The following is a 22720-nucleotide window of genomic DNA, read 5'->3' as shown; positions in this document are numbered from 1 at the left end:
CAGTGTCAGGACGTGATCAGTCGTCGTCGCCGTCGGGGATGACCCAGCCGAGGACCATCGAGACGATCGTGATGATGATGGCGCCGAGCACCGCGTCCCAGAAGAAGTGGTCGATCGTGAAGCTGAGCCCCAGCGGGTCGGCGATCCACTCGGTCAGCTGGAGCATGAAGGCGTTCACGATGAAGGTGAACAACCCGAGCGTCAGGATGATGAACGGGAAGCTGAGCAGCTTGGCGATCGGCTTGACGACGGCGTTGACCAGACCGAAGACCAGGGCGACCAGCAGCACGGTCGCGAACTTCGAGCCGAACTTGCCCTCCCCGAAGCTGATGCCCGAGACGAGCCAGGCGGCCACCCACAGTGCCACCGCGTTGACCGCGACCTTGATGACGAAGTTCATGGCCCCGATCGTGCCAGATGGCTAGACGTGTCGGCGGGAGGTGACGACCCGGAACCGGTTGGCCACGAACGCGGCGTCGACGTAGGCCGCGTTGGCCGCGGGGTTGGCGCCGGTGCCGTGGAAGTCGCTGAACGCCGCGGTCTGGTTGACGAACACCGGTCCGGTGAGGTTCTCCGACAGCGCGACTCCAGCGTCCGCCGCGGCGTCGCGCGCGGCGTCGAGGACGTCCTCGCTCGTCGAGTAGACCGCCGCCGTCATCGCGCCATGCTCGCGCACCGTGTCGCGGAACTGCGCCAGCGACTGGTCGGTCCCGGACGTCGCGATGAGGAAGGTGACCGGCCCGAAGCACTCCTGGGTGTAGACGTCCTCGCGGCTCGCATCCATGCTGACCAGGCCCGGGGCCCGGACCACCGCGTCGGGGTATGCCGGGTGGCTGACCTCGCGCGAGTCCAGCACCACCGTGCCGCCCGCCTCCTCGGCGAGCGCGGCCAGACCCGCCGCGTTGGCGCGGACCCCGTCGTTGACGGTCGCGCCGAGCAGCTCGACGGCTCGGGCGTCGTCGCCGGTCAGCTTGCCCACGGCCGCTGCGAGCTTGGCCCCGAAGTCCTCGAAGGAGACCTGCCCCTCGTCGGTGGCGATGCCGTCGCGCGGGAGGTAGATGTTCTGCGGGGTCGTGCACATCTGCCCGGAGTAGAGGGTCAGCGAGAACGCCAGGTTGCCCAGCACCCCGCGCAGGTTGTCGGTCGAGTCGACGACGATCGTGTTGACGCCCGCCTTCTCGGTGTAGACGAGCTGGCCACGACCGGCGCCGTTCTCCTCGAGCCAGCCGCCGAAGGTCGGGCCGCCGGTGTAGTCGATGATCCGGACCTCGTCGCGCTCGGCGAGCACCTTGGCCAGGCCCTCACCCTCGGCCTCGGGCGCGAGCTGGACCAGGTCGGGACTGAAGCCGGCCGCGGACAGCACCTCGCGGCATACCGCGACGGAGATGGCGAGGGGCAGCACGGCCCGCGGGTGCGGCTTCACGATGACGGGGTTGCCGGTGACCAGGGAGGCAAACAGCCCCGGGTAGCCGTTCCAGGTCGGGAAGGTGTTGCAGCCGATGACGAGGGCGACGCCACGCGGCACGACGCGGTAGTCCTTCTGCATCCGCAGCGGGGCCGGGTTGCCCTCCTTGTCGCGGCCGGGCTTCTCCCAGACGACGGACGCGGGCACCCGCTCCTGCTCGACGAGGCCGGCGACGATCGACTCCAGCGCGCGGTCCTGGGCGTGCGGTCCGGCGGCCTGGAAGGCCATCACGAACGGCTGGCCGGTCGTGTGCATGACCGAGTGCGCCATCTCGAACGAACGCGCGTTGATCTGTTCGACGATCTCCACGCAGACCGCCGCGCGGGTGCGGGCACCGGCGTCACGCCACGCGGTGGTGGCGTCGGCCGCCGCCGCAAAGGCCGCGTCGAGGTCGAGGTGCGGGTAGGTGATGCCGAGCGCCGGCCCGTACGGCGAGACCTCCTCGCCGACCCACTCACCATCGGTGCGCACGTCACCGAGGCCACCGAAGGCGTTGTCCCGCAAGGCTTCGTATGCCGCCTGGCCGGCCTCGGCGGACCCCTCGCCGTACACGCGCGGCGACGGCGACTCCGGGAACCGGCTGAAGTAGGAGCGGTCGGCGAGGGCCTGAGTCGCCTGGGCGATCACCTCGGCGTGCTTGTCGACGAGCGGGTGGGTGGTGGGCGCCGTTGCCGTGGTCATGCGGTCATCGATCATGCCTTTCATCGTAAGGGCCACTGGACACCGCGCCGACGGTTGCTCTAGAGTAACCGTTGCCCATGAGTAACCAATCAGCCCTTGTCCTCGACGCTCTCGGCGACCCCAGTCGGCGCCAGATCCTCGAGCTCCTCGCCGAGCGACCGCGCGCGGTCGGCGAGATCGCCGCGGCCATGCCGATCGGGCGGCCGGCGGTCAGCAAACACCTCAAGGTGCTCGAGGGCGCCGGCCTGGTGGACCACGAGAGCCGGGGCACGCGGAACCTCTACGCCCTGGCCCCCGACGGGCTCGTCGACCTCCAGCAGTGGCTGGTCGCGACCTGGGACACCGCGCTCGCGTCGTTCGCCACGTATGTAGCTGAACACCGCGTGGAGCAACACCGCGTGGAGCAACCCCGCGTGGAGCAACACCGCGTCGGGCAACGACGCGTCGAACAGCACCAGCCGGAAGGACGTCCGTCATGACCACTCAGCCTGCCGAGACTGCCGAGAGCACGTCCCGCCCCGTCGCCCCGGTTCGCCGCGAGGTCCGGGTGCGCTGCGACGTCGACACGGCGTTCGAGCTGTTCACCGCCCACCTCGGGGCGTGGTGGCCGCTCGACACGCACAGCGTCTTCGGGGCGCAGGCGAGCGTGGCGTTCGAGGACGGCGTCGTCGTCGAACGCCATGGCGCCGACAAGGCGGTCTGGGGCACGGTGCTGCGCTGGGACCGGCCCAACGGTTTCGCCATGACGTGGCATCCCGGCCAGGGTCCGGAGCGGGCCACCGAGGTTGCGGTGGCGTTCGAACCCGACGGTGACGGCACGCTGGTGAGGCTGACCCACACCGGCTGGGAGCGACTGCCCGAGCCCGATGCCGCGCGGGCGGAGTACGACCGCGGCTGGCCGCTGGTGCTCGCCCGCCTCGCTCAGCGGGTCGAGGTGCAGCCCTGAAACGTGCGGCTCACGACGTGAGCTCAACGCCTCCGCCCCACTCGCCGGAGGTATGCCGCGAGCCGGCGCCGCGGCATACCTGACGTTGCGTCGTCTCGGGGCGGCTACTTGGGGGCATTGGAGAACTCCTGCCACCCCGAGCCAAGAGCTCTCAGCCACTCGACCCGCTTCCGGGCGGGGGGCGCCGAGCCCGCCAGCGCATCCGCCTCGTTGTCGATGCGTTCTCGCAGAGCCGGTGCCACGACGTCCTCGGCTTCCTGGTAGTCGTGAATGACCCAGTCTCCGGGATCACCGGCCCATCGGGCCTGCCGAGCCTCGGCGTAACACGCGGTGTGGCGATCGGCGGCCAGCCGGTAGCAGGCGAGCAGCTCGACGGTGACCGAGTGACCGGGCTGGCACGCGATGAACCTGAACCCTCCCCACTCCGGATGCGTCGTCATGTCCAGCTCCGAGAGACGGTCTGGGGTGACCCGTTGGATGGAGGCGTCGGCGGCGGCCTTGCGGACGATGCCGAGGTAGTACGTCGCGGTGGGAGTGTCCTTGCCGTAGACCCGCTCGATCGTCAGCCGCCACTGCTCGTCGGTGACTCCCTTGACCGCGCCCAACAGAGGGAGCAGCTGTTCCGCCGAGGCGATGGCCGCGACGGCGCCCTTGCAGGTCGCCGGATAGGCGATGGGGGTGAGGCGGTTCGCGGCTTTGGCAGTGGCTCCCTCACCCGGTCGGACGCTGGTACGCGCAACACCGGCGCCTGAGGTCGTCCGTGTCGCGGAGTCAGTCGCGGGGGTGTCCTGGTAGCGGTCGAGGGTGAACGCCGCACCCAGGGCAGCCGCGATGGCCAGGGCTGTGCCGCCCGCGAGGAGGCGCCGGTTCACTGGACCGACGACGCTGGGTGGCGGCGGTCGTTTGCGGAAGATGTCACTGCTGAGGGACGGGGCGAGGGCGAAAGGGTGACGCGCCCGGCCCTTCCTTTCTCTGCCAGACTCCGGACCATGCACGAGGAGGCAGCACGGTGACCGCAGACCTCACGCACGTCCTGCAGATGTGGGAGGACGACCAGGCCTCGCGGGCCCTCGGCATGGAGGCGACCGTCATCGAGGTCGACCACGCGCTGGTGCGCATGACCGTCACCGCCGAGATGGTCAACGGTCACGACATCGCCCACGGGGGCTACCTGTTCACCCTGGCCGACTCGACGTTCGCGCTGGCGTGCAACAGCCGCGGCGCGTTGACCGTGGCGGCAGGGGCGGACATCACCTTCGTCACCTCCGCCCGTCTGGGCGACGTCCTCGTCGCAGAGGGCCGAGTACGGACGGCCTACGGGCGCAGCGGAATCACCGACGTCACGGTGACGCGCGAGTCCGACGGTGCCGTGGTCGCGGAGTTCCGCGGACGCTCGCGCGCGCTGCGGTCCGCGCTCCCGCCGACGCCATGACCGCCCGATCGGTGGCTGCCCGCGCTGGGAGCCCGCCGCGCGGCATACGGTAGGGCCATGCGCGTCCTCGTCACCGGCGGTGCCGGCTACATCGGATCCCACACCGTCGTCCAGCTGGTGGCGGCAGGCCACGAGGTGGTCGTCGTCGACAACTTCTCCAACGCCAAGCCCACCGTGGTGGGGCGGCTGGAGTCGTTGACCGGGACACACCTCGAGGTGCACGCCTTCGACCTGACCGACCGGGACAAGATCGAGTCGCTCTTCGCGGCGCGGCAGTTCGACGCGGTCATCCACTTCGCCGGGCTCAAGGCGGTGGGCGAGAGCGTGGACGTGCCGCTCGAGTACTACCAGAACAACCTCGACTCGACCTTCGCCCTGGTGCGTGCCATGCACCGACACGGCTGCCACCGCCTGGTGTTCTCCTCCTCAGCCACCGTCTACGGCGACAACGCCCCGGTGCCGATGAAGGAGGAGTACCCGACCTCGGCGACCAACCCCTACGGCTGGACCAAGGTGATGATCGAGCAGGTGCTGCGCGACGTCGCCGTCACGGACGAGCGGTGGCGGATCGCGTTGCTGCGCTACTTCAACCCGGTCGGAGCCCACCTCTCAGGGACCATCGGCGAGGACCCGCAAGGCATCCCCAACAACCTCATGCCGTTCATCGCGCAGGTCGCCGTCGGCAAGCTGGAGAAGCTCAACGTCTTCGGCGGCGACTACGACACCCCGGACGGCACGGCCCTGCGGGACTACATCCACGTCGAGGACCTCGCAGCCGGACACCTCGCGGCGCTGACCAAGCTCGGCAGCACCGACGAACGGGTCTCGACCTGGAACCTCGGCACCGGGCACGGGACGTCGGTCCTCGAGGTGCTGCGAGCCTTCGAGAAGGCGTGCGGACACCAGCTCCCCTACGAGATCGTCGAACGGCGGGCCGGCGACATCGCCGCGTCCTACGCCGACCCGACCCGCGCCGAGCGCGAGCTCGGGTGGAAGGCCACCCGCACCATCGAGGACATGTGCGCCGACCAGTGGCGTTGGCAGCGTGGCAACCCGCTGGGCTACCCCGACTGACCGGCTGGGCCGCCGCGGTGCCTGAGCAGCTCAGGCCCGCTGTCGCGGAGCTCGTCGACCGTGGAGACGCCGAGCAGCCTCATCGTGCGAGCGATCTCCTCGCCGAAGAGGCGCAGCACGTGGTCCACTCCGGCCTGCCCGGCCACGGCCAGCCCGTAGAGGTAGGGCCGGCCGATCGAGCACGCGGTGGCACCCAGCGCGATCGCCTTGACGACGTCGGAGCCGCGCCGGATGCCCCCGTCCACGACGATCTCGAGCCGGCCGGCGGTCGCTCGCACGATCTCGGGGAGAACGTCCAGCGGGGAGGCCATGTGGTCGAGCTGGCGTCCGCCGTGGTTGCTGACCTGGATCGCGTCGATGCCGAGGTCGGCGGCCTTGACCGCATCGGCGGGGTTCACACACCCCTTGAGGACGATGGGACCGGCCCAGCGGGCCCTGAGGTCGGCGATGTCGGTCCAGTCCGTGGGTTCGTAGGAGCCGTCGAGAAGGGTGCGCCACATCGCCGGCGAGCTGGCCATCGGGCCCTCGGGAAGGGTGCCGTCGAGGTTCGGGAAGGCGATCGCGTCCTGCGTCAGGAAGCCCAGGCTCCAGGCAGGGTGCAAGGCACCCTCCACGAGTGTCCTGGGCTTGATGGACGGCGGTGCAGTGAAGCCGTTGCGATAGTCGCGTTCGCGGCGCCCGATCGCCCGGCAGTCGACATTGACGAGCAGGGCCTCGTAGCCGGCACGGGCGACCCGGTCGAGAAGGCCCTGGAGGGCGACCTTGTCCGTCGTGGGCTCGAGGTTGAACCACCGCCGCAGGCCGGGGGTCCCCGCACTGACCGACTCCATGGCGGTGGTGCTGAGGTGTGCCAGGCCGTACGGGATCCCCGCGTCGCGGGCCGCGCGGGCGGCCCCGATCTCGCCGTCGGGGTGGAAGAGCCGGGTGCCGCCCGTCGGGGAGAGGGTGAGGGGCAGGGCGACCGGGCCACCGAGGAGCCGTGAGCCCAGGTCGAGGTCGGCCACCGAGCCCCACCGGGGCAGGAACGTCCAGTCGTCGAAGGAGGTGCGGTTGCGCCGCAGTGACACCTCGTCCTCAGCACCACCCTCGAGGTAGTCGAAGACACTGCGGGGCAGGCGCCGTCCCGCAGCGCGCCGCACGTCGTCCACGGTGAAGTACTTGCGGGACAGGCGCTCTGACGCCGTGGCGGCCGGCCCCGGCACCGTGACCAGCGCCCTGAGGTCGCTGAGCCTCACTCGTCCTCCGTCCTCGTCCTCCGTCCTCGCCCTCCGTCCTCGTCCGCCGTCCTCGTCGGTCGGGGTGGGTTCATCGTTGCCCAGACGGACGCCCGAGAGCATGGAGTAAAGACCAGAAGAACGAGCACGCTCTGGTGATAACGTCCAAGGGTGGACGAGGCCACCCACGGGCCCGGAAATGCTGACACGCAGGTCGTCCGGCTTGCTGACTTCATCGAGCTCACGCATGCAGAGCTGGTGCATGCCAATCCCACGACCGACACGCTCGATCACCAGGTCTCCGACGTGCTCATGTACGACGCGTTGGACGACTGGAGCGACAGCGGCGACCGGATCATCCTGGCGGTCGGCATCGCGGTCGGCACGCCGGACTTCGACCAGCTGCTCCATCGAGCGGCCGAGAGCAACGCGGCCGCAGTCGTCGTGAAGGCGCACGGCGCTTCGGTCGAGCAGCTCCGGGAGGCAGGCGTCCGCCACCACCTCGCGGTACTCATCGCGCCAGACTCGGCCGACTGGTCCCGCCTCGCGACGGTCGCCAGGGCCTCCGTCATGGGCGCCGCAGCGGACTCGGTCTCGGGGGCCCGACTCGGCGACCTGTATGCCTTCGCCAACACGATCGCGTCGATGACCGGAGCTGCCGCCAGCATCGTCGACCCCCTCGGGCAGATCCTCGGCTACTCAACCCTCCCGGGGCAACAGATCGACGAGCTCCGGAGGGCGACCACCCTCGCTCTCCGGGAGACGACCCCACCGGGGATCGACCCCGACTACAAGATCGTCTACACCTCCCCCCGAGCGGTCCACATCCCGCTGGACGAAGGAGGTTCCGATCGACTCGCCCTCGCGGTCCGGGCCGGCGGCGAGCTGCTCGGGTCGGTGTGGCTGATCGACCCGGGAGAGGAAGAGCGTGCCGAAGCGCTCGCGGCACTTGACCGGATCGCTCCCCTGATCGGGCTGCACATGCTCCACGCCCGGTCCACGTCCGACTTCGGCGAGCGGCGCAACGGTGACCTCCTGCGGACCCTCATGGAGGATCCCGCTCACGCCGCCTTCGCAGCGGCCCAGCTGGGGCTCAGCCCGGGAGGCGGTCTTGCCGTCGCGGCGTTCGCGGTCGTCCGGCCCGAGCCGGCGCGGTTGGACCTGGCGCGAGAGACACACCGCCTCCTCCACCTGGTCTCCACCGTCTGCGACGTCTATGTCCACCAGAGCACCACCGCGCTGATCGAGTCGACCGTGTATGCCGTGTTGGCCGGCTCGGGGGAAGGTGCCCGCACCAGGCACCGCCGCATCCTGCAGGAGGTCGAGTCCCACTCCGACACGATCAGCTCGTTTCCCATGGTCGCGGCCGTGGGGAGCGTCTCGACCTCGGTCGACGCCCTACCGACGTCGAGGAGGGAGGCGCTGGACACGCTTGCGTACCTGTGGCGGCGGGCCTCGGCGTTCCCCCGCGCTCCGGGCGCCGCTCCGGGCGCCGCTCCGGTCGGGTCCGTGGCCCTGTTCGAGGACCACCGCATACCCCTGAACCTCCTGAAGATCCACGGGTTCATCGCTGACAACGCACTCGGCGAGGGCGACGCGGTCACGACCATCAGCGCGCACGACCGCGAGCACCAGACGGACTACCTCCAGACCTTGCGGGCCTACTCCTCGACCAACGGCAACGTCTCCGCCATGGCGGCGGTTCTCCACGTTCACAAGAACACCGTCCGCTACCGCCTGAGCCGACTCGTCGACGAGTTCCACCTCGACCTCGAGGACCCCCACGTCCGGCTCTGGCTGGCCCTGCGAGTGGCCAGCAGCGAACTGGCGGACGCGGTCGACGGCGCGACCTGACCCACCTTCCGCACCTCGGTGCACGACCGCGCGGGGCGAAATGTCGTCGATGCACCGAACGACCCCTGGGACTTGGCGTAGCGGCCAACCTGCCCCGTCGAATTCCGTACGAGTGCCCAAGGTAGGGCGACCGGGCGCAATGTCATCCTCGTCGTGCGCCGATCGACGGCAGCAGGCAACAGGTGGCTCGACCACGCAGGGCTGTTGACCAGTCGCTCCCGGCCCGGCTCAGCAAGGGTCCGCGAGTCGCGACCCACCTGACCACCCACCTGGAGCCATACCGCCATGCCCGCTTACGCACAGCCTTGGGCCGATGCCCCTTCGCGCCCGCCAGCCCAGCCCCTTCCCTCGGACGCGCCGCTGCTGGCCGCCGCCCGTCACGGTGACACCCGAGCTGTTGCCGAGCTGTACTCCCGTCACCAGGCCGCCCTGATCAGGATGGCTCGGCGCCGCGCCCACCCCGACTACTCAGCACAGGACCTGGTCTCCGAAGCCTTCGCCAAGATGCTCGAAGCGCTGGCGAACGGCCAAGGACCCCACGACAACGCCCTGGCCTACCTGGCCGTGACCGTCCGCAACCTTTCGGCCGCGCACACCAGGCGGCGCAGCCACCGCTACGCGCCTTCTGTCGCCGCGGACGAGACGTTGCTGGCGGTTCCCGACCCGCGTCCAGGAGTGGACCACGATGTCCTCACCGAGGAGCTGCACGACGAGCTGCGCGCCACCCTCGAGGCCCTGCGTCCCCGTTGGCGTGAGGTGTTGCTGCTCACCCACGTCGAGGAGCTCAGCGTCGCCGAGGCCGCACGCCTGCTCGGCACGACGCCGACGGCCTTCAGGGCGCTGTCGTACCGCGCGCGTGGAGCCTTGCGTATCGCCTACGTCACCCGCACGCAGACCCACCTGGCCGCGGACGTCGGCTGACGCACGTCGGGCGAGTCGCAGCCGGACCCGGGCGATGTCGTTGAATGGACCCATGGCAGAACAGCTGGCCGCCAAGCGTCCCTACCGAGTCACCGTCGTCTGCACCGGCAACATCTGCCGCTCCCCGATGGGCGAGTTCGTCCTGCGTGAGCGGTTCGAGGACGCCGGCCTCGGGGACGCGGTCGCGGTCGACTCGGCGGGCACGCACTCGTGGGAGGTCGGCAGTCCCGCCGATCCGCGCACCCTGGCGGTGCTCGAGCGCAACGGCCACGACGACTTCGGGGGGCGAGACCATGTCGCTCGCCGGTTCGAGGCTTCCTGGTTGGCCCAGGTCGACCTCGTCCTGGCCGCGGACGCCGGACACCTGCGCGAGCTGACGAGGCTGGCCCGCACCGAGGAGCAACGCGCCAAGATCAGGCTGTTCCGCTCGTTCGACCCGGAGGCCGAGCGCGCCGGAGCGCTCGACATGGACGACCCCTGGTACGGCGACGAATCCTCGTTCGACCAGACCTACGCCGAGGTGGTGGCCGCCGCCGACGGCGTGGTGGAGCACGTCCGCCGCGAGCTCGCCGCCGGCTGCAGTCCGGAATAGTTGAATATCGAACTAGTGTTGAGCGGGCATGACGACCAGCATGCCTTTCGCCCTGCGGCTCGACTGGGCTCGCGGCCTGTTCGACCGCGGCGACTTCAGCGCTGCCGCCACCGCCGTGCGAGAGCTCGTCGACGAGGGCGACAGCACCGAGACCCTGCACGGGACGGCAGACCTTCGAATCCTGCTGGCCCGTGCCTACTTCGGTTCGGCCCAGCTGGGGCGCGCCGAGACGGTGCTGCGCCGACTCGTCGAGGAGGCGCCTGACGACGGCTACCTGCACCTGCTGCTCGGCCGCACGCTGCAGCGCCGGGCCCGGCACGACGACGCGCGCCGACACCTGGCCCTGGCCGAGGTCCTGGGCGACTACGCGCGACCCACGGCCTACGGTGAGCAGCGATGACCGACTACGGGCACGACCTCCAGTTCGGGATCTTCCCGACTCCCGACGCGGACGCCGCCGACCTCGTCCTCGAGATGAGCGAGGCGGCGGACGTCGCGGGGCTCGACCTCGTGACGATCCAGGACCACCCCTACCAGGCCAGACACCTCGACGCCTGGACCCTGCTGTCGGTCATCGCAGCCCGGACGACCTCCATCCGGGTCGCGCCCAACGTCCTCAACCTGCCCCTTCGACCACCCGTGGTGCTGGCGCGCAGCGCGGCGACCCTCGACCTGCTCAGCGGCGGCCGGGTGGAGCTCGGCATCGGAACCGGTGCCTTCTGGGACGCCATCGTGGCGGCGGGCGGACCGCGCCGCACGCCCGGCGAGTCGATCGAGGCGCTGGAGGAGGCGATCGCCATCATCCGTGGCGTGTGGTCAGGAGCCGGACCCGTGGCGGTCGAGGGAGAGCACTACCGGGTCCGGGGGCTGCATGCCGGGCCTGTGCCGGCGCACCCGATCGGCCTCTGGATCGGTGGCTACAAGCCGCGGATGCTCCGGCTCACCGGTCGCCTCGCCGACGGCTGGCTCCCGAGCCAGGGGTATGCCGAGCCCTCGGCCCTGCGTGCCATGAACGCGACGATCGACGGCGCCGCCCTCAAGGCGGGGCGCGACCCGGCCGCGATCCGCCGCCTCTACAACGTGAGCCGGAAGGCGTCGCCTGAGCTGCTGGCCGAGCTGGCGCTCGAGGAAGGCATGAGCGCCTTCATCACCGGCGTCTCGAGCGTCGCCGACGTGGAGCGCTGGGCGCACGAGGTCGCGCCGGCCACCAGGGAGCTGGTCGACGCCGAGCGTGGGCGCCCGGCCGCCGCCGACGCGACCGTCGGGCCCGCGGTCCACGACCGGCCGCTCGACGTGAGGGACGACGCCGCGGCGAGCACCCGGCATACCGAAGCCGTTGCGGCGCAGCAGTCCTCGGGGGCCGGCGCCCACCTCGTCGAGGTGCACGACGGCCTGCGTGCCGAGCTCGGCCGGCTGCGCGACATCGTCGAGCAGGTGGTGGCAGGCGAGGAGCAGGCGCATCGCGCGCGGAACGCGATCAACGAGCTCACCATGCGGCAGAACAACTGGACGCTCGGGGCCTACTGCGCGCAGTACTGCCGTTTCGTCACCGGGCACCACACGCTCGAGGACCGGTCGGTCTTTCCCCACCTGCGACGGAGCGACCCAGCCCTCGCACCGGTGCTCGACCGGCTGGAGGCCGAACACGTGGTCATCCACGACGTGCTCGAGCAGCTGGACGACGCGCTCGTGGGGCTGGTGTCCGGGGCTTCCGGAACGGCAGAGCTGCAACGCGTCGTCGACCGGCTGACCCAGACCCTGCTCGACCACCTCTCCTCCGAGGAGTCCGAGCTGGTCCCAGCGCTCGACCGCCACGGGTTCGCCTGAGCAGTCGCGCCGCGGGGCGCGCCGCCTCTCGTCAGCCGGTCAGTCCCCGGTGCCGCTGGTCGACGCCGGCCGCGCCGTAGGGATAGTCGTCCACCTGGGGGGCGCTGACCGACGACAGCCGGTCCACGTGTTCGCGGCTGAGCTCGAGGTCGGCAGCGGCGAGGTTGTCGCCGAGCTGCTCGACGGTCCGGGCGCCGAGGATCACCGAGGTGACGGCGGGCTGCGCGGCGACCCACGCGAGGGCTACCTGCGCCGAGCTCACGTCGAGTTCCCCGGCGACCTGGCCGACCGCGTCGATGACGGCCCAGGTGCGTTCCTGGGCGTTGCGCGGTCCCCACGCCTCCATCCCGCGCGTGGGGTCATCGCCGAGCCGGGACTCCCCGGTCGGGGTCGTGTCGCGCTGGTACTTGCCGGTCAACCAGCCCCCCGCGAGCGGCGACCACGGCAGCAGCCCCAACCCTGCGTCCAGGCAGGCAGGGACGACCTCGTGCTCGATGTCGCGGACCAGCAGGTTGTACTGCGGCTGCAAGGTCACCGGGGCGGTCCACCCGTGCTCGCGAGCCGTGAACACGGCCTTGGTCACCTGCCAGCCGAGGTAGTTCGAGAACCCGTAGTAGGAGATCTTGCCCGCGCTGACCGCGTCGTCGAGGAACCGCAGCGTCTCCTCGATCGGGGTCAGCGCGTCCCAGGCGTGCATCTGGTAGAGGTCGATGTGCTCGACACCGAGGCGCCGCAACGAGTCGTCCAGGGCGCGGCGCAGGTGGCGGCGCGAGAGCCCGAGGTCGTTGGGTCCCTCTCCCATGCCGAAGCGTCCCTTGGTGGCGACGACGAGGTTGCGCGCGTCCTCGGGGTGGGCCTTGAGCCAGCGGCCGATGATCGCCTCGGACTCACCGTCCTCGGCGTAGACATCGGCCGTGTCCACGAAGTTGCCGCCCGCCTCGACGAACGCCTCCAAGATCGTGCCGGACGTCGCCTCGTCCGCCTCGGCGCCGAAGGTCATGGTGCCGAGGCACTGGGTGGAGACGACGGTGCCGCTGCGGCCGAGGGTGGTGTATCGCATGGCTTCACCGTATGCCGCGGCTGCCCGCCCCGCGCGCCGCGGGACAGCCCGTGACCGCGGACCGTGTCCACGGCGCTCTCGTCACTCTGGGAGACTGTCGCCATGGCTTCGCTTGCTGACGCGACCCCACCCATCGCGCTGGGCGCCCTCGACGGCCGCTACCGCGGTGTGGTGGGCGCTCTCGTCGACCACCTGTCCGAGCCGGCGCTCAACCGGGAGCGGGTGCGGGTCGAGGTCGAGTGGCTGATCTTCCTCACCACGCACCAGGTCGTCCCCGGCGTCCGCGCCCTGACCGACCCGGAGCAGCAGCGGCTGCGCCAGGTCGTCGAGGACTTCGGCGCCGACGAGATCGCCGAGCTGGCACAGATCGAGAGCGAGACCCAGCACGACGTCAAGGCGGTCGAGTACTTCCTCAAGCGCCGCCTCACCGCGATCGCGCCCGGCGACGAGGACCGCGGGCTCGCCGAGCTGATCCACTTCTGTTGCACCAGCGAGGACATCAACAACCTGTCCTATGCACTCATGGTCAAGGGTGCGGTCGCCGACGTCTGGCTGCCCCGGGCGACCCAGCTCGTCGAGTCGGTCGCGACGATGGCCTCCGACCTGCGCGACGTGCCCTTGCTGTCGCACACCCACGGGCAGCCGGCGACGCCGACCACGATGGGCAAGGAGCTGGCCGTGCTCGCCCACCGGCTCGGCCGCCAGCTGCGGCGCATCGGTGCCGCAGAGTTCCTCGGCAAGCTGAACGGCGCTACCGGCACCTACGGCGCCCACCTCGCGGCCGTGCCCGACGCCGACTGGCCGACGCTGAGCCGTGAGTTCGTCGAATCCCTTGGGCTGCAGTGGAATCCGCTCACCACCCAGATCGAGTCGCACGACTGGCAGGCCGAGCTCTATGCCGACATCGCCCGGTTCAACCGGATCCTGCACAACCTGTGCACCGACGTCTGGACCTACATCTCGCTCGGCTACTTCGCGCAGGTCCGCGGCCAGGGCACCGTCGGGTCGAGCACGATGCCGCACAAGGTCAACCCGATCCGCTTCGAGAACGCCGAGGCCAACCTCGAGGTGAGCAACGCGCTGTTCGACGTCCTGTCGTCGACCTTGGTCAACAGCCGGCTCCAGCGCGACCTCACCGACTCCTCCATGCAGCGCAACATCGGCGTCGCCTTCGGGCACTCCCTGCTCGCCATCGACAACGCCGCTCGTGGACTGGCCGGGCTCGACGCCGTCCCCGCCGCGATGGCCGCCGACCTCGACGCCAACTGGGAGGTCCTCGGCGAGCCGATCCAGTCGGCGATGCGCGCCCTCGGCGCCCAGGGCGTCGCCGGCATGGAGAACCCCTACGAACGCCTCAAGGAGCTCACCCGCGGCCGCCGCATCACCGGCGACGACCTGCGCGAGTTCGTCGCCGGCCTCGGGCTGCCCGACGACGTCGCGAAGCGCCTCGCCGAGCTGACGCCCCAGAGCTACATCGGCGCGGCTCCCGCGCTGGTCGACTATCTCGACTGAGCTCCGCGACTGACACGTATGCCAGGTGGTCACCGCAGGGGTGACCACGCGGCATACCTCGCCCTCGTGCGACGCTGGGCGCATGGTGGCGTTGGGCTGGTTGGTGTTGGCGCTGGTGTTCGTCGACGAGCTGCTCGCCGCGGCCGCGGCGGCTGTGTGGGGCAACCACGTGGGTGGGGTGCTGCTCGCGATCGTGATGGCGCTGGTGGTGGTCGCGGTCTGGTGGACGTTCGCGTCTCCGAAGGCGCCGCTGGGTGGTCGGGTGGTGCGGCCGGTCACCAAGGTGTCGGTGTTCGGTGTCGCTTCGGCCGGGCTGTGGGCCGCGGGGCACCACCGCTGGGCGGTGGCGTTCCTGGTGTTCTCGATCGTGGTGAACGGTCTCGCCCTCCTGCCGTCGATCCAGGCCCTGGTGTCCGAGGCAGAGGTGTCCGAGGCAGAGGTGTCCGAGGCGGAGGTGTCCGGTCGGGAGTCGGCGTAACGTCGCCGGCATGGCTGCACGCAAGGCGAAGCTGTCGGACCTCGCCGAGATCGCGCTGGCCCTCCCCGAGGCCGAGGAGGGCAAGTCGTGGGGCAACCCGGCCTACGTGGTGCGCAAGAAATCGTTCCTGCACTTCCGCGAGCCGCGCCCGGATGCCATCGACCCCGAGACGGGCGAGCGGATGCAGGACGTCATCATCTTCAGCGTGCCCGACCAGAGCGACAAGGAAGCACTCGTGGAGGGCGATGGGCCCTGGTTCACGACGCCGCACTTCGACGGTTACAACGCGGTGCTGCTGCGCCAGCGCGATCTGGGTCGGCTCACCCGTGCCGAGCTGGCGGAGGTCATCACCGATGCCTGGGCGGCGAGCGCGCCGAAGAAGCTGGTCGACGAGTACTTCGGGAAGGGCTGACGGTTCCGCTCTGGGCGAAATCCGTTGCGCAGCAACGAATTCTCCCTGTGGATAGATGGACGAGCGATTCGAACAGGTGTACGATCGGGGTATGTCGATCAGCCCCTTGGCCACCCAGCGCGATGAGGTCCAGCGTGACCTCTGGACGCGCACGGCCGAGGTCGCGGGCCGGCTCAACCGGGCGCAGGGCGAGCTCGTCGACCTGGCTGCGGAGGTCATCGACGGCAACCACTGGGGTGACGGTGGGTTCCGGTCGCCGGAGCACTACTTCGTCGTGCGGGCCGGTCTGTCACCGTCGCACGCCCGAGACGTGGTTGCCGTGGCGAAGCGCCGGCACGAGCTGACCGCGGCCTCGGAGGCACTGCGTGACGGGCTCCTGTCGCTTGACCAGACCGCCGTCGTGGCGCATCACGCACCGGCGAGCCACCAGCAGTCGGCGGCCGACTTCGCCAAGCACGCCACGGTGCCCCAGCTGCGTCGCGCGTTGAGTCGGCACGCCTTCGCCCCCGCACCAGTCGCGGACGTCGAGAACCCCGACGGGGAGGCCTCGACCGAGTCCCCCGCGCTCGTCCTGACGGCTCCCGGGCTGCCCGGGCAGGAGGACTCGGAGCGCCGGGCCTGCGCTCGACCGGACCTGTCGATGCACTACGACGTGGATGGCCGGTTCCAGCTGCGCTACAGCGCACCGGCGCCGACCGGTGCTCTCGTCGAGCAGGCGCTCAAGGAGGCCAAGGACGCGCTGTTCCTGGAGTCATCCGGTTCGCGCGACGGGGAGGCAACCGGTGCCGACCAGCCCGACTCTCCCGGCATCGCGGCGATGGACCGCCCCACCCACGCAGACGCCCTCGAGGAGCTCGCCCAGCGGTCGCTCTCGTCAGTGACCTCGACCGGGCGCACCAGCCACTACCGGGTCTACCTGCACCTCTCCACCGACGGAGCGTGGGTGAACGGGGGAGGGGCCATCCCGCGCCGACTCCTCGACCGCTTCGTCTCCGACGGCGTCGTGCAGCCGGTGTGGGAGACCGAGGGCCGACCGGTCAGCGTCGGACGCTCGATGCGGATCCTGCCGGAGCGGTCTCGTCGACTCATCGAGGACCGCGACCGGGGATGCCGGTTCCCCGGCTGCACGGCCACCCGGTTCGTCGAAGTGCACCATCTCCACGAGTGGGCCGACGGCGGCTCGACCGACGTCGACAACCAGGTGAGCCTCTGCCCGTTCCACCACGACGCGATCGGCCGGGGCGACTTCAGCATCGCGGGTGACCCGACCAGGCTCGACGGCCTGGAGGTCACCAACCGCTACGGCCTGCACGTGCGACCGCCCACAGCCGCCGAGCTCGCGCCGCCACTCGGCGGCGACCCACCGTGGAGGTGGGCGGGCGCGCGCGGCGAGCCCCCGGCATACCAACCACCCACGGGCGAACGTGCTCGGTGGTCCGACATCGAGATCCTCCCCGACGCTGCGACGCGATGGAGACGGGAGCTCCACCTCGTCAAGCCGCTTGACGATCTCGCGGATGGATCCGACGACCCTCCCTGGCCACCACGTGACGCCGACGCCGAACTGGTCCCCAGCAGCTACCGCACCTGGGACGGCTAGCGTTCACAATTCCCGCCTCGTCATCAACTTCCCTGCCGGGTACACCTAGAGCGAGAGCAGCACGAAGGCCTCGATGGCCTCTGCCTTGCCCTTGAGCTCCAGGGACCCGAGCGGCTCGGTCCGTGCGCCCGGCAGCAGGTCACGGGTGGCGGCGCTGACCGCGACGCCTCCGACTGGTGCCTTGCCCTCGAGCCGGGAGGCGGTGTTGACCGCGTCGCCGATGACCGTGTGGGTCCGCCCGCCACCGGCGCCCAGCAGGCTGACCGAGACCTCTCCCGTGTTGACGGCCGCGCGGAAGCGGGGCCAGCCCGGGTGGTCGGCCGCCACCCGGGCGGTGGCTTCCTGCATCTGCAGGGCTGCCGCCGCCGCACGACGGGCGTGGTCGGGTTGGTCGCCACGGCGGTTGAACGTGGCCATGATCGCGTCGCCGATGATCCTGTCGATGTCGCCGCCATGCGCCCTGACGACCGGCGGGATGGCCACCTCGAAGTAGGTGTTCAGCATCGCGGTGACCTCTTGGGGGTCGTGCGTCTCGGAGAAGGTGGTGAAGCCCTGGAGGTCGGCGAAAAGGATGCTCATCACGCGCCGCCCCGAGGTCGTCTGGTCGAGATAGAGACCGGAGAACCGCTCCTCGTGCCACTGCCGCTGCGCCCCCCACGCCACCAGGGCGAACGCACCCAGCATGAGCACGTGCCACTCCCACCAGCTGAGCCGCCAGTTGGGGGCGAACACCAGCGCCACCATGGCCTCGGCGAGCAGCACCACCGCCGCCGCGACGGCCAGCGGCATGGTCCCCCGACGTCGGCGCCAGAGCGCGAGGTAGTGCAGCGCGGTCCAGGCGTACAGGCCGATCGACACCACGGCGAGGGCTACGAGCGGCCTGAGGCGCGCTCCGGGGCGGTGTGGGCGTCGAGCGGAGGCAGGCTCGCCAGCGAGGCGACGGCCCACAGCACCATGACGCCGATCAGCGCCACGCGCAGGGTCGTCGCCCGGACGATCACCCGCACCCCAGGTGGTCCCTCGAGGTGTGCCGTCGACCAGGCGGCGAACACCGAGGCGATGCCCAAGCCCACCGGAGTCGCCACCATGAACCCGGCGTTGGGATGGGCCACCAGGACCCCCGGAGTGGCGAGCGCGTGCAGCCCGAGGAACCCTGCGGCAGCAAGGAAGCTCAGCGAGACCAACAGGACCCGGGCGTCACCGCGACGCGTGGCGGCGACTCCGGTGCCGTAGGCGACCATGGCGCTGAGGACGCCCGCGCCGAGGACGAGCCAGAAGTGCGAGGGGTGGTGTTCCCAGGTCAGGTCCAGCGAGGGTCGACGCCGAAGCAGGACCAACCCGCCGAGCGGCACACACGCCGCCAGCACCCCCAGCACGACGGGCCCCGTTCGAGTCGGCGCGGCCTTCCGTCCGGGCCTCGCTGTCACGGCCCGGCACCACCTGCGGCACCACCCGCGGCCTCACCCGCGGTGGCACCAGCGGCGGCCGCACTGGCGGTGGCACCAGCGGCGGCGGCACCCGCGGCACGCACCTGCCCGAGGTACTGGTGCAGCTGGGACACGACGACCGAGCCCTCACCGACCGCCGACGCCACGCGCTTGACCGAGCCGTCACGGACGTCACCCACGGCGAAGAACCCCGGCAGCGTCGTCTCGTAGGGCATGGGCGGTCGTTCGAGCGGCCACCCCTGAGGTCCCATGGCGTCAGTGCCGCACACGACGAACCCCCGGTTGCGGCGAACCCGCTCCGGCAGCCAGTCCGTGCGGGGCTCCGCTCCGATCATGACGAAGAGCCCGTCGGCCTCGACCCGCTGCTCGTCGCCGGTCGAGCGGTCGCGAACCACGACGTGGTCGAGCCAGCCGTCGCCACCACCGCCGGAGACCTCGCTGTTGGTGTGCACGGTGATGGTCGGATTCTGCTCGATCTCCCCCACGAGGTACTGCGACATCCCCTCGGCGAGGGAGCCGGACCACACGACGAGGCGCACGTGCGCGGCATACCTGGCGAGGTGGAGCACCGCCTGCCCGGCCGAGTTCCCGCCACCCAGCACCACCACACTCAGTCCCGTCAGGCCCTGGGCCTCCGAGACGCTGGCGCCGTAGTAGACGCCCGCACCGCTGAGCGCCTCGAGCGGCTCGATGCCCAGGCGGCGGTACGACACCCCGCTGGCCAGGACCACGGTGGTGGCATGGACGGCACCGACGCCGCTGATCTCGACGTCGAAACCTCCCGGCTGACCGCCTGAGTCGCGCGCCTCTCGCACCTCGACCACCTCGCGGGTGAGCAGGAAGTGGGCGCCGAACACCCAGGCCTGCTGGTAGCCGCGCTGGGCCAACTCGGCTCCGCTGAGCCCTCGCGAGAAGCCGAGGTAGTTGCGGATGAGCGAGCTCGAGCCGGCCTGGCCGCCGAGGGAGTCGCGCTCGACGACCAGCACGCGGAGCCCTTCGGAGGAGGCGTAGACGGAGGCCGCCAGTCCGGCCGGGCCGGCGCCCACCACCACCACGTCGAAGTCGCGGCTGTCGTCGTCCAGGGTGGTGCGGATCCCCCACGCCTCGCACAGCTCGGCGTCCGTCGGGTCGAGCAGCACCGCGCCACCGATCGCCGGCATCCACACGACCACTGGTCCGGTGAGGTCTTCGGGGTCGCGGACCCCGACCTGCCGCAACGCGGTGATCGCGCCCGGCGAGCCCCGCTCGAGATAGGTGTGGGGGATCCCGTTGCGGGTGAGCAGGCTGCGTATGCCGTGCCCGCGCGGCGCCCGCCGTTCGGCGACGACGACGACCTCGCGTTCCGGTGAGACCACCGTGCGGGACCACTCGTGGACGAACTCGCCGATGGTGCGACTGAACAGCTCGTCGTGGTCGGACCAGGGCTTGAGGACGTAGTAGTTGATGTCGCCGACCGACATCGCCCGCAGGATCGCGTCCGCCGTGGGGCGGTCCGACCAGGCGCCCCAGCGCACGAGCAGGGCGCGCCGGGCATCGGGGTGCATGGTCCGCACCCGCCCGAGCAGCTCGGCGCCCGAGGTCTCCCCGAGCCACTGGTCGGCAAGGACGGCCACCACGGGTTCACCGCGGTCTCGTGCCGCTTCCAGCTGGACCATCGCCTCCCGGCCGCCCAGCTCACCGCGCACGCGGTACTCGGCCCCGAACCGGCGTTGCAGGTGGGCCTCGATCCGGGACAACGACTCGGGGTCCGCATCGACGGCAAGCAGGAGTGGACGTGCCATGGCAACTTCCAGCGGTCGGGGCCCTGACGTCCCTCAACGCTAGGCGCGCCCCCGCCCCCCGGACTCGTCTCGATGACGTAGATACCCGAGGGTCGTGCAGTCAGACGGTCAGACGGTCAGACGGTCAGACGGTCAGACGGTCAGACGGTCAGACGGTCAGACGGTCAGACGGGCAGGCGGTCAGACGGTCAGACGGTCAGACGGTCAGACGGTGACCTTGCCACTCGGGGTGTCGAAGGTGACCGCCAGCAGCCCGGGGGTGCCGTGCGGCGCGACGAAGGTGAAGTCGATGACCGAGGACGTCTGGTCCACGGGGAGGTCGAGCCAGTCCCGGACCCGGGCCGGGTCGCCGGCGATCTGCAGCCCGTCGATGGTGACGTGGGTGTGCGCCGCCGTGGAGGGGTGCAGGCTCGGGTCGTCCCACTGGATGAAGAAGGGCAGCTGCGGATCGGAGATCAGGCCCTTGACGCCGAGCTGGCGCCAGCGGAGCTCGACCCCGTCGGGGCGGTGCCGGTTGCCGACCACGGCCTCACGGCCGATGCGCGCCTCATAGGGTGCGAGGTCGTCCACCGCGACGACCCACCCGAGCCAGCCCCCGCCGGCTTCGGAACGGGCGCGGACGGCTTGCCCGAAGGGCGCCTTGTCCGATGCCGGGTGGTCCAGGACTTCGACGATCTCGACGTAACGCTCGTGCGCCAGCGGGAGGATCACGTTGCGCGTACCGAACCGCGGATGGATTCCCCCATCGACCGGGTCGACCCCGATCAGCTTGGCGAGGCGTTCCGCGGTCGCCTGCAGTCCGTCGTGCTCTGCTGCATACGAAACGTGGTCAACTCGCATACCCGACATCGTGACATACGTCAGGGAGTGCTCCTGACACGGGTGTGCTCAGTGGGATCGGGCAGGGCCGGAGGCGCCCCGCTGCCGCACCGCTTCGTAGATGACGATGGCGGCGGAGGTCGCGACGTTGAGCGAGTTCGCCTTGCCCACCATCGGGATCCGGACCTTGTATGCCGCGTGGTCGAGCACCTCGTCGGTCAGTCCGTACTTCTCGGCACCGACGGCGATGGCCACCGGGCCGGTGTAGTCGACCTCGGTGTGCAGCACGTCCGTGTCGGGGGTCGTGGCGACCAGGGCGATGCCGTGGGCGTCGAGCCACGCCAGGGTGTCCGCGGTGGAGTCGGTGGCCACCGGGACGCTGAACACGGTGCCCTTGGAGGCGCGTACGAGGTTGGGGTTCCCCCAGTCGGTCACGGGGTCGGCCGCCACGACGGCCTCCGCTCCGGCGGCGTCGGCGGTGCGCAACATGGCCCCGAGGTTGCCGGGCTTCTCGACCCCCTGGCACAGCACGGTCAGCGCGGCCGGACCCACGACCAGCTCGGCGCACCGGCGCACGACCGAGGGGACGACCGCGATGAAGCCGTCCGGACCCTCGCGGTAGGCCGCCCGCTCGAACGCCGTCCGCGACACCTGGACGGTCTCGACCCCGTCGCGCCGCGCCTCGTCGACGACCCGCGTCTGGCTGGCCTCGTCGAGCATCAGCTCGGGGCAGTAGTAGAGCGCCTCGGGCCGCACCCCCGCGCTGAGGGCGAGGGTCAGCTCCTCGTACCCCTCGATCAGGGTCTGGCCGGCTTCCTCGCGCGTCCGACGGCGCCGGAGCCCGGTGAGGGACTTCAGGCGCGGGTTCGACGGCGAGGTGATGATCAGGTCAGCCATGGCGACCTCAGTCTGTCAGTCGAAAGCAGTCTGTCAGTCAAACCGACCCGGGTCAGGCAGACTGTCGGCCATGAGCCAGCCCACGGTCACCGAACACTTCTCCCTCCGCCAGAAGATCACGATGATGGTCAACCGCTACGAGATCCGGTCGGTGGATGCCGCCGGGGTCGAGGGGCCGGTCATCGCGATCGCCCAGCAGAAGCGGATGGCGTTCAAGGAGCAGGTGACCTTCTACGCCGACGAGGCCCGCACGCAGCCGGTGTTCTCGTTCAAGGCGCGGACCCGGATGGACCTCGGCGCGACCTACGACGTGTTCGACGCCTCCGGTGCCTCGATCGGCTGGTTCCGCAAGGACTTCGGCAAGTCGCTGTTGCGTTCGTCGTGGCACCTCGGGACGCCCGACGGACTCCAGGCGTTCGGGACCGAGCGCAACCAGAACATCGCGATCCTGCGGCGCGTGTGGGACCTGCTCCCGGTCGTCGGCGAGATCCCGCTGCCCTTCATCTTCCACTTCGACTTCACCGCGCCGGACGGCAGCGTCGTCCTGTCCTCGGAGCGCCAGCGCTCGCTGCGCGACCGCTATGACATCCGCATGCCGCAGGCCAGCAACGGCTGGCAGCTCGACTGGCGCGTGGGCCTGGGCATGGCCGTCGCCCTCGACGCGCTCCAGGGCCGCTGATCCGGGGTCGCTGGGCCGAGGCCGCTGA

The 22720-nt window shown here is 70.7% G+C and carries 24 protein-coding genes; 14 read left to right on the top strand and 10 right to left on the bottom strand.

All coding sequences use genetic code 11. The features are described from left to right. Positions 1–16: 16 nt before the first annotated feature. A complete protein-coding gene (locus AC1DYG_RS15550; RefSeq protein ID WP_477640775.1) occupies positions 17–400 on the bottom strand; it encodes a phage holin family protein in 384 nt (127 codons plus the stop codon). A 21-nt stretch (positions 401–421) separates the two neighbouring features. Then, positions 422–2161 carry a phenylacetic acid degradation protein PaaN gene (paaN, locus tag AC1DYG_RS15545; RefSeq protein ID WP_477640774.1) on the bottom strand — a complete coding sequence of 580 codons (1740 nt, stop codon included), beginning with the start codon at positions 2159–2161 and terminating at the stop codon, positions 422–424. 62 nt (positions 2162–2223) lie between these two features. On the opposite strand from paaN, the gene AC1DYG_RS15540 reads away from it, so the two are divergent. Together AC1DYG_RS15540 and AC1DYG_RS15535 are read left to right on the top strand one after the other, a co-directional pair. Next, a complete protein-coding gene (locus AC1DYG_RS15540; protein WP_477640773.1) occupies positions 2224–2625 on the top strand; it encodes an ArsR/SmtB family transcription factor in 402 nt (133 codons plus the stop codon). Next, positions 2622–3092, top strand: coding sequence for an SRPBCC domain-containing protein (locus AC1DYG_RS15535; protein WP_477640772.1), 471 nt, complete (start codon positions 2622–2624; stop codon positions 3090–3092). The genes AC1DYG_RS15540 and AC1DYG_RS15535 overlap by 4 nt, the downstream gene beginning before the upstream one ends. 104 nt (positions 3093–3196) lie before the next feature. On the opposite strand, the gene AC1DYG_RS15530 is transcribed toward AC1DYG_RS15535, so the two are convergent. Then, positions 3197–3964 (bottom strand): hypothetical protein, encoded by a 768-nt coding sequence (locus AC1DYG_RS15530; RefSeq protein ID WP_477640771.1) that lies wholly within the window; start codon positions 3962–3964, stop codon positions 3197–3199. A 137-nt stretch (positions 3965–4101) separates the two neighbouring features. On the opposite strand from AC1DYG_RS15530, the gene paaI reads away from it, so the two are divergent. Both paaI and galE read left to right on the top strand, forming a co-directional pair. Further along, positions 4102–4524 (top strand): hydroxyphenylacetyl-CoA thioesterase PaaI, encoded by a 423-nt coding sequence (gene paaI, locus AC1DYG_RS15525; RefSeq protein WP_477640770.1) that lies wholly within the window; start codon positions 4102–4104, stop codon positions 4522–4524. Between the two features lie 57 nt (positions 4525–4581). Next, positions 4582–5598 (top strand): UDP-glucose 4-epimerase GalE, encoded by a 1017-nt coding sequence (gene galE / locus AC1DYG_RS15520; RefSeq protein WP_477640769.1) that lies wholly within the window; start codon positions 4582–4584, stop codon positions 5596–5598. On the opposite strand, the gene AC1DYG_RS15515 is transcribed toward galE, so the two are convergent. After that, the gene (locus AC1DYG_RS15515) at positions 5586–6935 is read right to left on the bottom strand and encodes an alpha-hydroxy acid oxidase (protein ID WP_477640768.1); all 1350 of its coding nucleotides are present in this window, start codon (positions 6933–6935) and stop codon (positions 5586–5588) included. The two genes, galE and AC1DYG_RS15515, sit on opposite strands and share 13 nt — an antisense overlap. Before the next feature lie 48 nt (positions 6936–6983). Between AC1DYG_RS15515 and AC1DYG_RS15510 the strand changes: the two genes are divergently transcribed. The 5 genes from AC1DYG_RS15510 to AC1DYG_RS15490 all read left to right on the top strand — a co-directional run bounded on the left by AC1DYG_RS15510 (position 6984) and on the right by AC1DYG_RS15490 (position 12006). Further along, on the top strand, positions 6984–8666 hold the full coding sequence (locus AC1DYG_RS15510) for a PucR family transcriptional regulator (RefSeq protein ID WP_477640767.1): 1683 nt from the start codon (positions 6984–6986) through the stop codon (positions 8664–8666). 285 nt (positions 8667–8951) lie between these two features. Continuing rightward, positions 8952–9587, top strand: a complete 636-nt coding sequence (locus AC1DYG_RS15505; protein WP_477640766.1) for an RNA polymerase sigma factor — start codon at positions 8952–8954, stop codon at positions 9585–9587. A 52-nt stretch (positions 9588–9639) separates the two neighbouring features. Beyond that, complete coding sequence (locus tag AC1DYG_RS15500; RefSeq protein WP_477640765.1) at positions 9640–10179, top strand: low molecular weight protein-tyrosine-phosphatase; 540 nt, start codon at positions 9640–9642, stop codon at positions 10177–10179. A gap of 28 nt (positions 10180–10207) precedes the next feature. Then, positions 10208–10579: a tetratricopeptide repeat protein gene (locus tag AC1DYG_RS15495; RefSeq protein WP_477640764.1), complete on the top strand. Its 372-nt coding sequence runs from the start codon at positions 10208–10210 to the stop codon at positions 10577–10579. Next, a complete protein-coding gene (locus AC1DYG_RS15490; protein WP_477640763.1) occupies positions 10576–12006 on the top strand; it encodes an LLM class flavin-dependent oxidoreductase in 1431 nt (476 codons plus the stop codon). The genes AC1DYG_RS15495 and AC1DYG_RS15490 overlap by 4 nt, the downstream gene beginning before the upstream one ends. A 31-nt stretch (positions 12007–12037) precedes the next feature. Here AC1DYG_RS15490 and AC1DYG_RS15485 read toward each other — a convergent pair whose 3' ends face one another. Then, complete coding sequence (locus AC1DYG_RS15485; RefSeq protein WP_477640762.1) at positions 12038–13066, bottom strand: aldo/keto reductase; 1029 nt, start codon at positions 13064–13066, stop codon at positions 12038–12040. A 102-nt stretch (positions 13067–13168) separates the two neighbouring features. Between AC1DYG_RS15485 and purB the strand changes: the two genes are divergently transcribed. The 4 genes from purB to AC1DYG_RS15465 all read left to right on the top strand — a co-directional run bounded on the left by purB (position 13169) and on the right by AC1DYG_RS15465 (position 17068). After that, entirely contained in the window at positions 13169–14578 is a 1410-nt protein-coding gene (gene purB, locus AC1DYG_RS15480; protein ID WP_477640761.1) for an adenylosuccinate lyase, read from the top strand. Between the two features lie 82 nt (positions 14579–14660). Continuing rightward, positions 14661–15056 (top strand): DUF2568 domain-containing protein, encoded by a 396-nt coding sequence (locus AC1DYG_RS15475; RefSeq protein ID WP_477640760.1) that lies wholly within the window; start codon positions 14661–14663, stop codon positions 15054–15056. A 10-nt stretch (positions 15057–15066) separates the two neighbouring features. Continuing rightward, entirely contained in the window at positions 15067–15468 is a 402-nt protein-coding gene (locus AC1DYG_RS15470) for an MmcQ/YjbR family DNA-binding protein (RefSeq protein ID WP_477640759.1), read from the top strand. 91 nt (positions 15469–15559) lie between these two features. Next, entirely contained in the window at positions 15560–17068 is a 1509-nt protein-coding gene (locus AC1DYG_RS15465; protein ID WP_477640758.1) for an HNH endonuclease signature motif containing protein, read from the top strand. A gap of 45 nt (positions 17069–17113) precedes the next feature. Here the strand turns inward: AC1DYG_RS15465 and AC1DYG_RS15460 are convergent, their stop codons facing one another. The 5 genes from AC1DYG_RS15460 to AC1DYG_RS15440 form a co-directional block, all read right to left on the bottom strand. Further along, entirely contained in the window at positions 17114–17926 is an 813-nt protein-coding gene (locus AC1DYG_RS15460; protein WP_477640757.1) for an adenylate/guanylate cyclase domain-containing protein, read from the bottom strand. An 11-nt stretch (positions 17927–17937) separates the two neighbouring features. Then, a complete protein-coding gene (locus AC1DYG_RS15455; protein ID WP_477640756.1) occupies positions 17938–18444 on the bottom strand; it encodes a hypothetical protein in 507 nt (168 codons plus the stop codon). A gap of 47 nt (positions 18445–18491) precedes the next feature. Beyond that, a complete protein-coding gene (locus tag AC1DYG_RS15450) occupies positions 18492–20297 on the bottom strand; it encodes an NAD(P)/FAD-dependent oxidoreductase (RefSeq protein ID WP_477640755.1) in 1806 nt (601 codons plus the stop codon). Between the two features lie 204 nt (positions 20298–20501). Then, positions 20502–21137, bottom strand: a complete 636-nt coding sequence (locus tag AC1DYG_RS15445; protein ID WP_477619278.1) for a VOC family protein — start codon at positions 21135–21137, stop codon at positions 20502–20504. Between the two features lie 48 nt (positions 21138–21185). Then, on the bottom strand, positions 21186–22013 hold the full coding sequence (locus AC1DYG_RS15440; RefSeq protein ID WP_477640754.1) for a TrmH family RNA methyltransferase: 828 nt from the start codon (positions 22011–22013) through the stop codon (positions 21186–21188). A 70-nt stretch (positions 22014–22083) separates the two neighbouring features. On the opposite strand from AC1DYG_RS15440, the gene AC1DYG_RS15435 reads away from it, so the two are divergent. After that, positions 22084–22692 (top strand): LURP-one-related family protein, encoded by a 609-nt coding sequence (locus AC1DYG_RS15435; RefSeq protein ID WP_477640753.1) that lies wholly within the window; start codon positions 22084–22086, stop codon positions 22690–22692. The last annotated feature ends 28 nt before the right edge of the window (positions 22693–22720 follow it).

Source organism: Pedococcus sp. P1_H8 (assembly GCF_056405175.1).
Note: the sequence above shows the minus strand (reverse complement) of the source record. Positions and strands in the feature narration are given on the sequence as shown.

What these genes read in the sequence shown, in the direction of transcription:
- AC1DYG_RS15435 (WP_477640753.1), top strand. Translation starts at nt 22,084, where the DNA reads ATGAGCCAGCCCACGGTCACCGAACACTTCTCCCTCCGCCAGAAGATC.
- AC1DYG_RS15495 (WP_477640764.1), top strand. Translation starts at nt 10,208, where the DNA reads ATGACGACCAGCATGCCTTTCGCCCTGCGGCTCGACTGGGCTCGCGGC.
- AC1DYG_RS15550 (WP_477640775.1), bottom strand. Translation starts at nt 400, where the DNA reads ATGAACTTCGTCATCAAGGTCGCGGTCAACGCGGTGGCACTGTGGGTG.
- AC1DYG_RS15485 (WP_477640762.1), bottom strand. Translation starts at nt 13,066, where the DNA reads ATGCGATACACCACCCTCGGCCGCAGCGGCACCGTCGTCTCCACCCAG.
- AC1DYG_RS15500 (WP_477640765.1), top strand. Translation starts at nt 9,640, where the DNA reads ATGGCAGAACAGCTGGCCGCCAAGCGTCCCTACCGAGTCACCGTCGTC.
- AC1DYG_RS15445 (WP_477619278.1), bottom strand. Translation starts at nt 21,137, where the DNA reads ATGCGAGTTGACCACGTTTCGTATGCAGCAGAGCACGACGGACTGCAG.
- AC1DYG_RS15465 (WP_477640758.1), top strand. Translation starts at nt 15,560, where the DNA reads ATGTCGATCAGCCCCTTGGCCACCCAGCGCGATGAGGTCCAGCGTGAC.
- galE (WP_477640769.1), top strand. Translation starts at nt 4,582, where the DNA reads ATGCGCGTCCTCGTCACCGGCGGTGCCGGCTACATCGGATCCCACACC.
- AC1DYG_RS15535 (WP_477640772.1), top strand. Translation starts at nt 2,622, where the DNA reads ATGACCACTCAGCCTGCCGAGACTGCCGAGAGCACGTCCCGCCCCGTC.
- paaN (WP_477640774.1), bottom strand. Translation starts at nt 2,161, where the DNA reads ATGATCGATGACCGCATGACCACGGCAACGGCGCCCACCACCCACCCG.
- AC1DYG_RS15505 (WP_477640766.1), top strand. Translation starts at nt 8,952, where the DNA reads ATGCCCGCTTACGCACAGCCTTGGGCCGATGCCCCTTCGCGCCCGCCA.
- AC1DYG_RS15450 (WP_477640755.1), bottom strand. Translation starts at nt 20,297, where the DNA reads ATGGCACGTCCACTCCTGCTTGCCGTCGATGCGGACCCCGAGTCGTTG.
- AC1DYG_RS15475 (WP_477640760.1), top strand. Translation starts at nt 14,661, where the DNA reads ATGGTGGCGTTGGGCTGGTTGGTGTTGGCGCTGGTGTTCGTCGACGAG.
- AC1DYG_RS15490 (WP_477640763.1), top strand. Translation starts at nt 10,576, where the DNA reads ATGACCGACTACGGGCACGACCTCCAGTTCGGGATCTTCCCGACTCCC.
- AC1DYG_RS15515 (WP_477640768.1), bottom strand. Translation starts at nt 6,935, where the DNA reads ATGCTCTCGGGCGTCCGTCTGGGCAACGATGAACCCACCCCGACCGAC.
- AC1DYG_RS15470 (WP_477640759.1), top strand. Translation starts at nt 15,067, where the DNA reads ATGGCTGCACGCAAGGCGAAGCTGTCGGACCTCGCCGAGATCGCGCTG.
- purB (WP_477640761.1), top strand. Translation starts at nt 13,169, where the DNA reads ATGGCTTCGCTTGCTGACGCGACCCCACCCATCGCGCTGGGCGCCCTC.
- AC1DYG_RS15540 (WP_477640773.1), top strand. Translation starts at nt 2,224, where the DNA reads ATGAGTAACCAATCAGCCCTTGTCCTCGACGCTCTCGGCGACCCCAGT.
- AC1DYG_RS15440 (WP_477640754.1), bottom strand. Translation starts at nt 22,013, where the DNA reads ATGGCTGACCTGATCATCACCTCGCCGTCGAACCCGCGCCTGAAGTCC.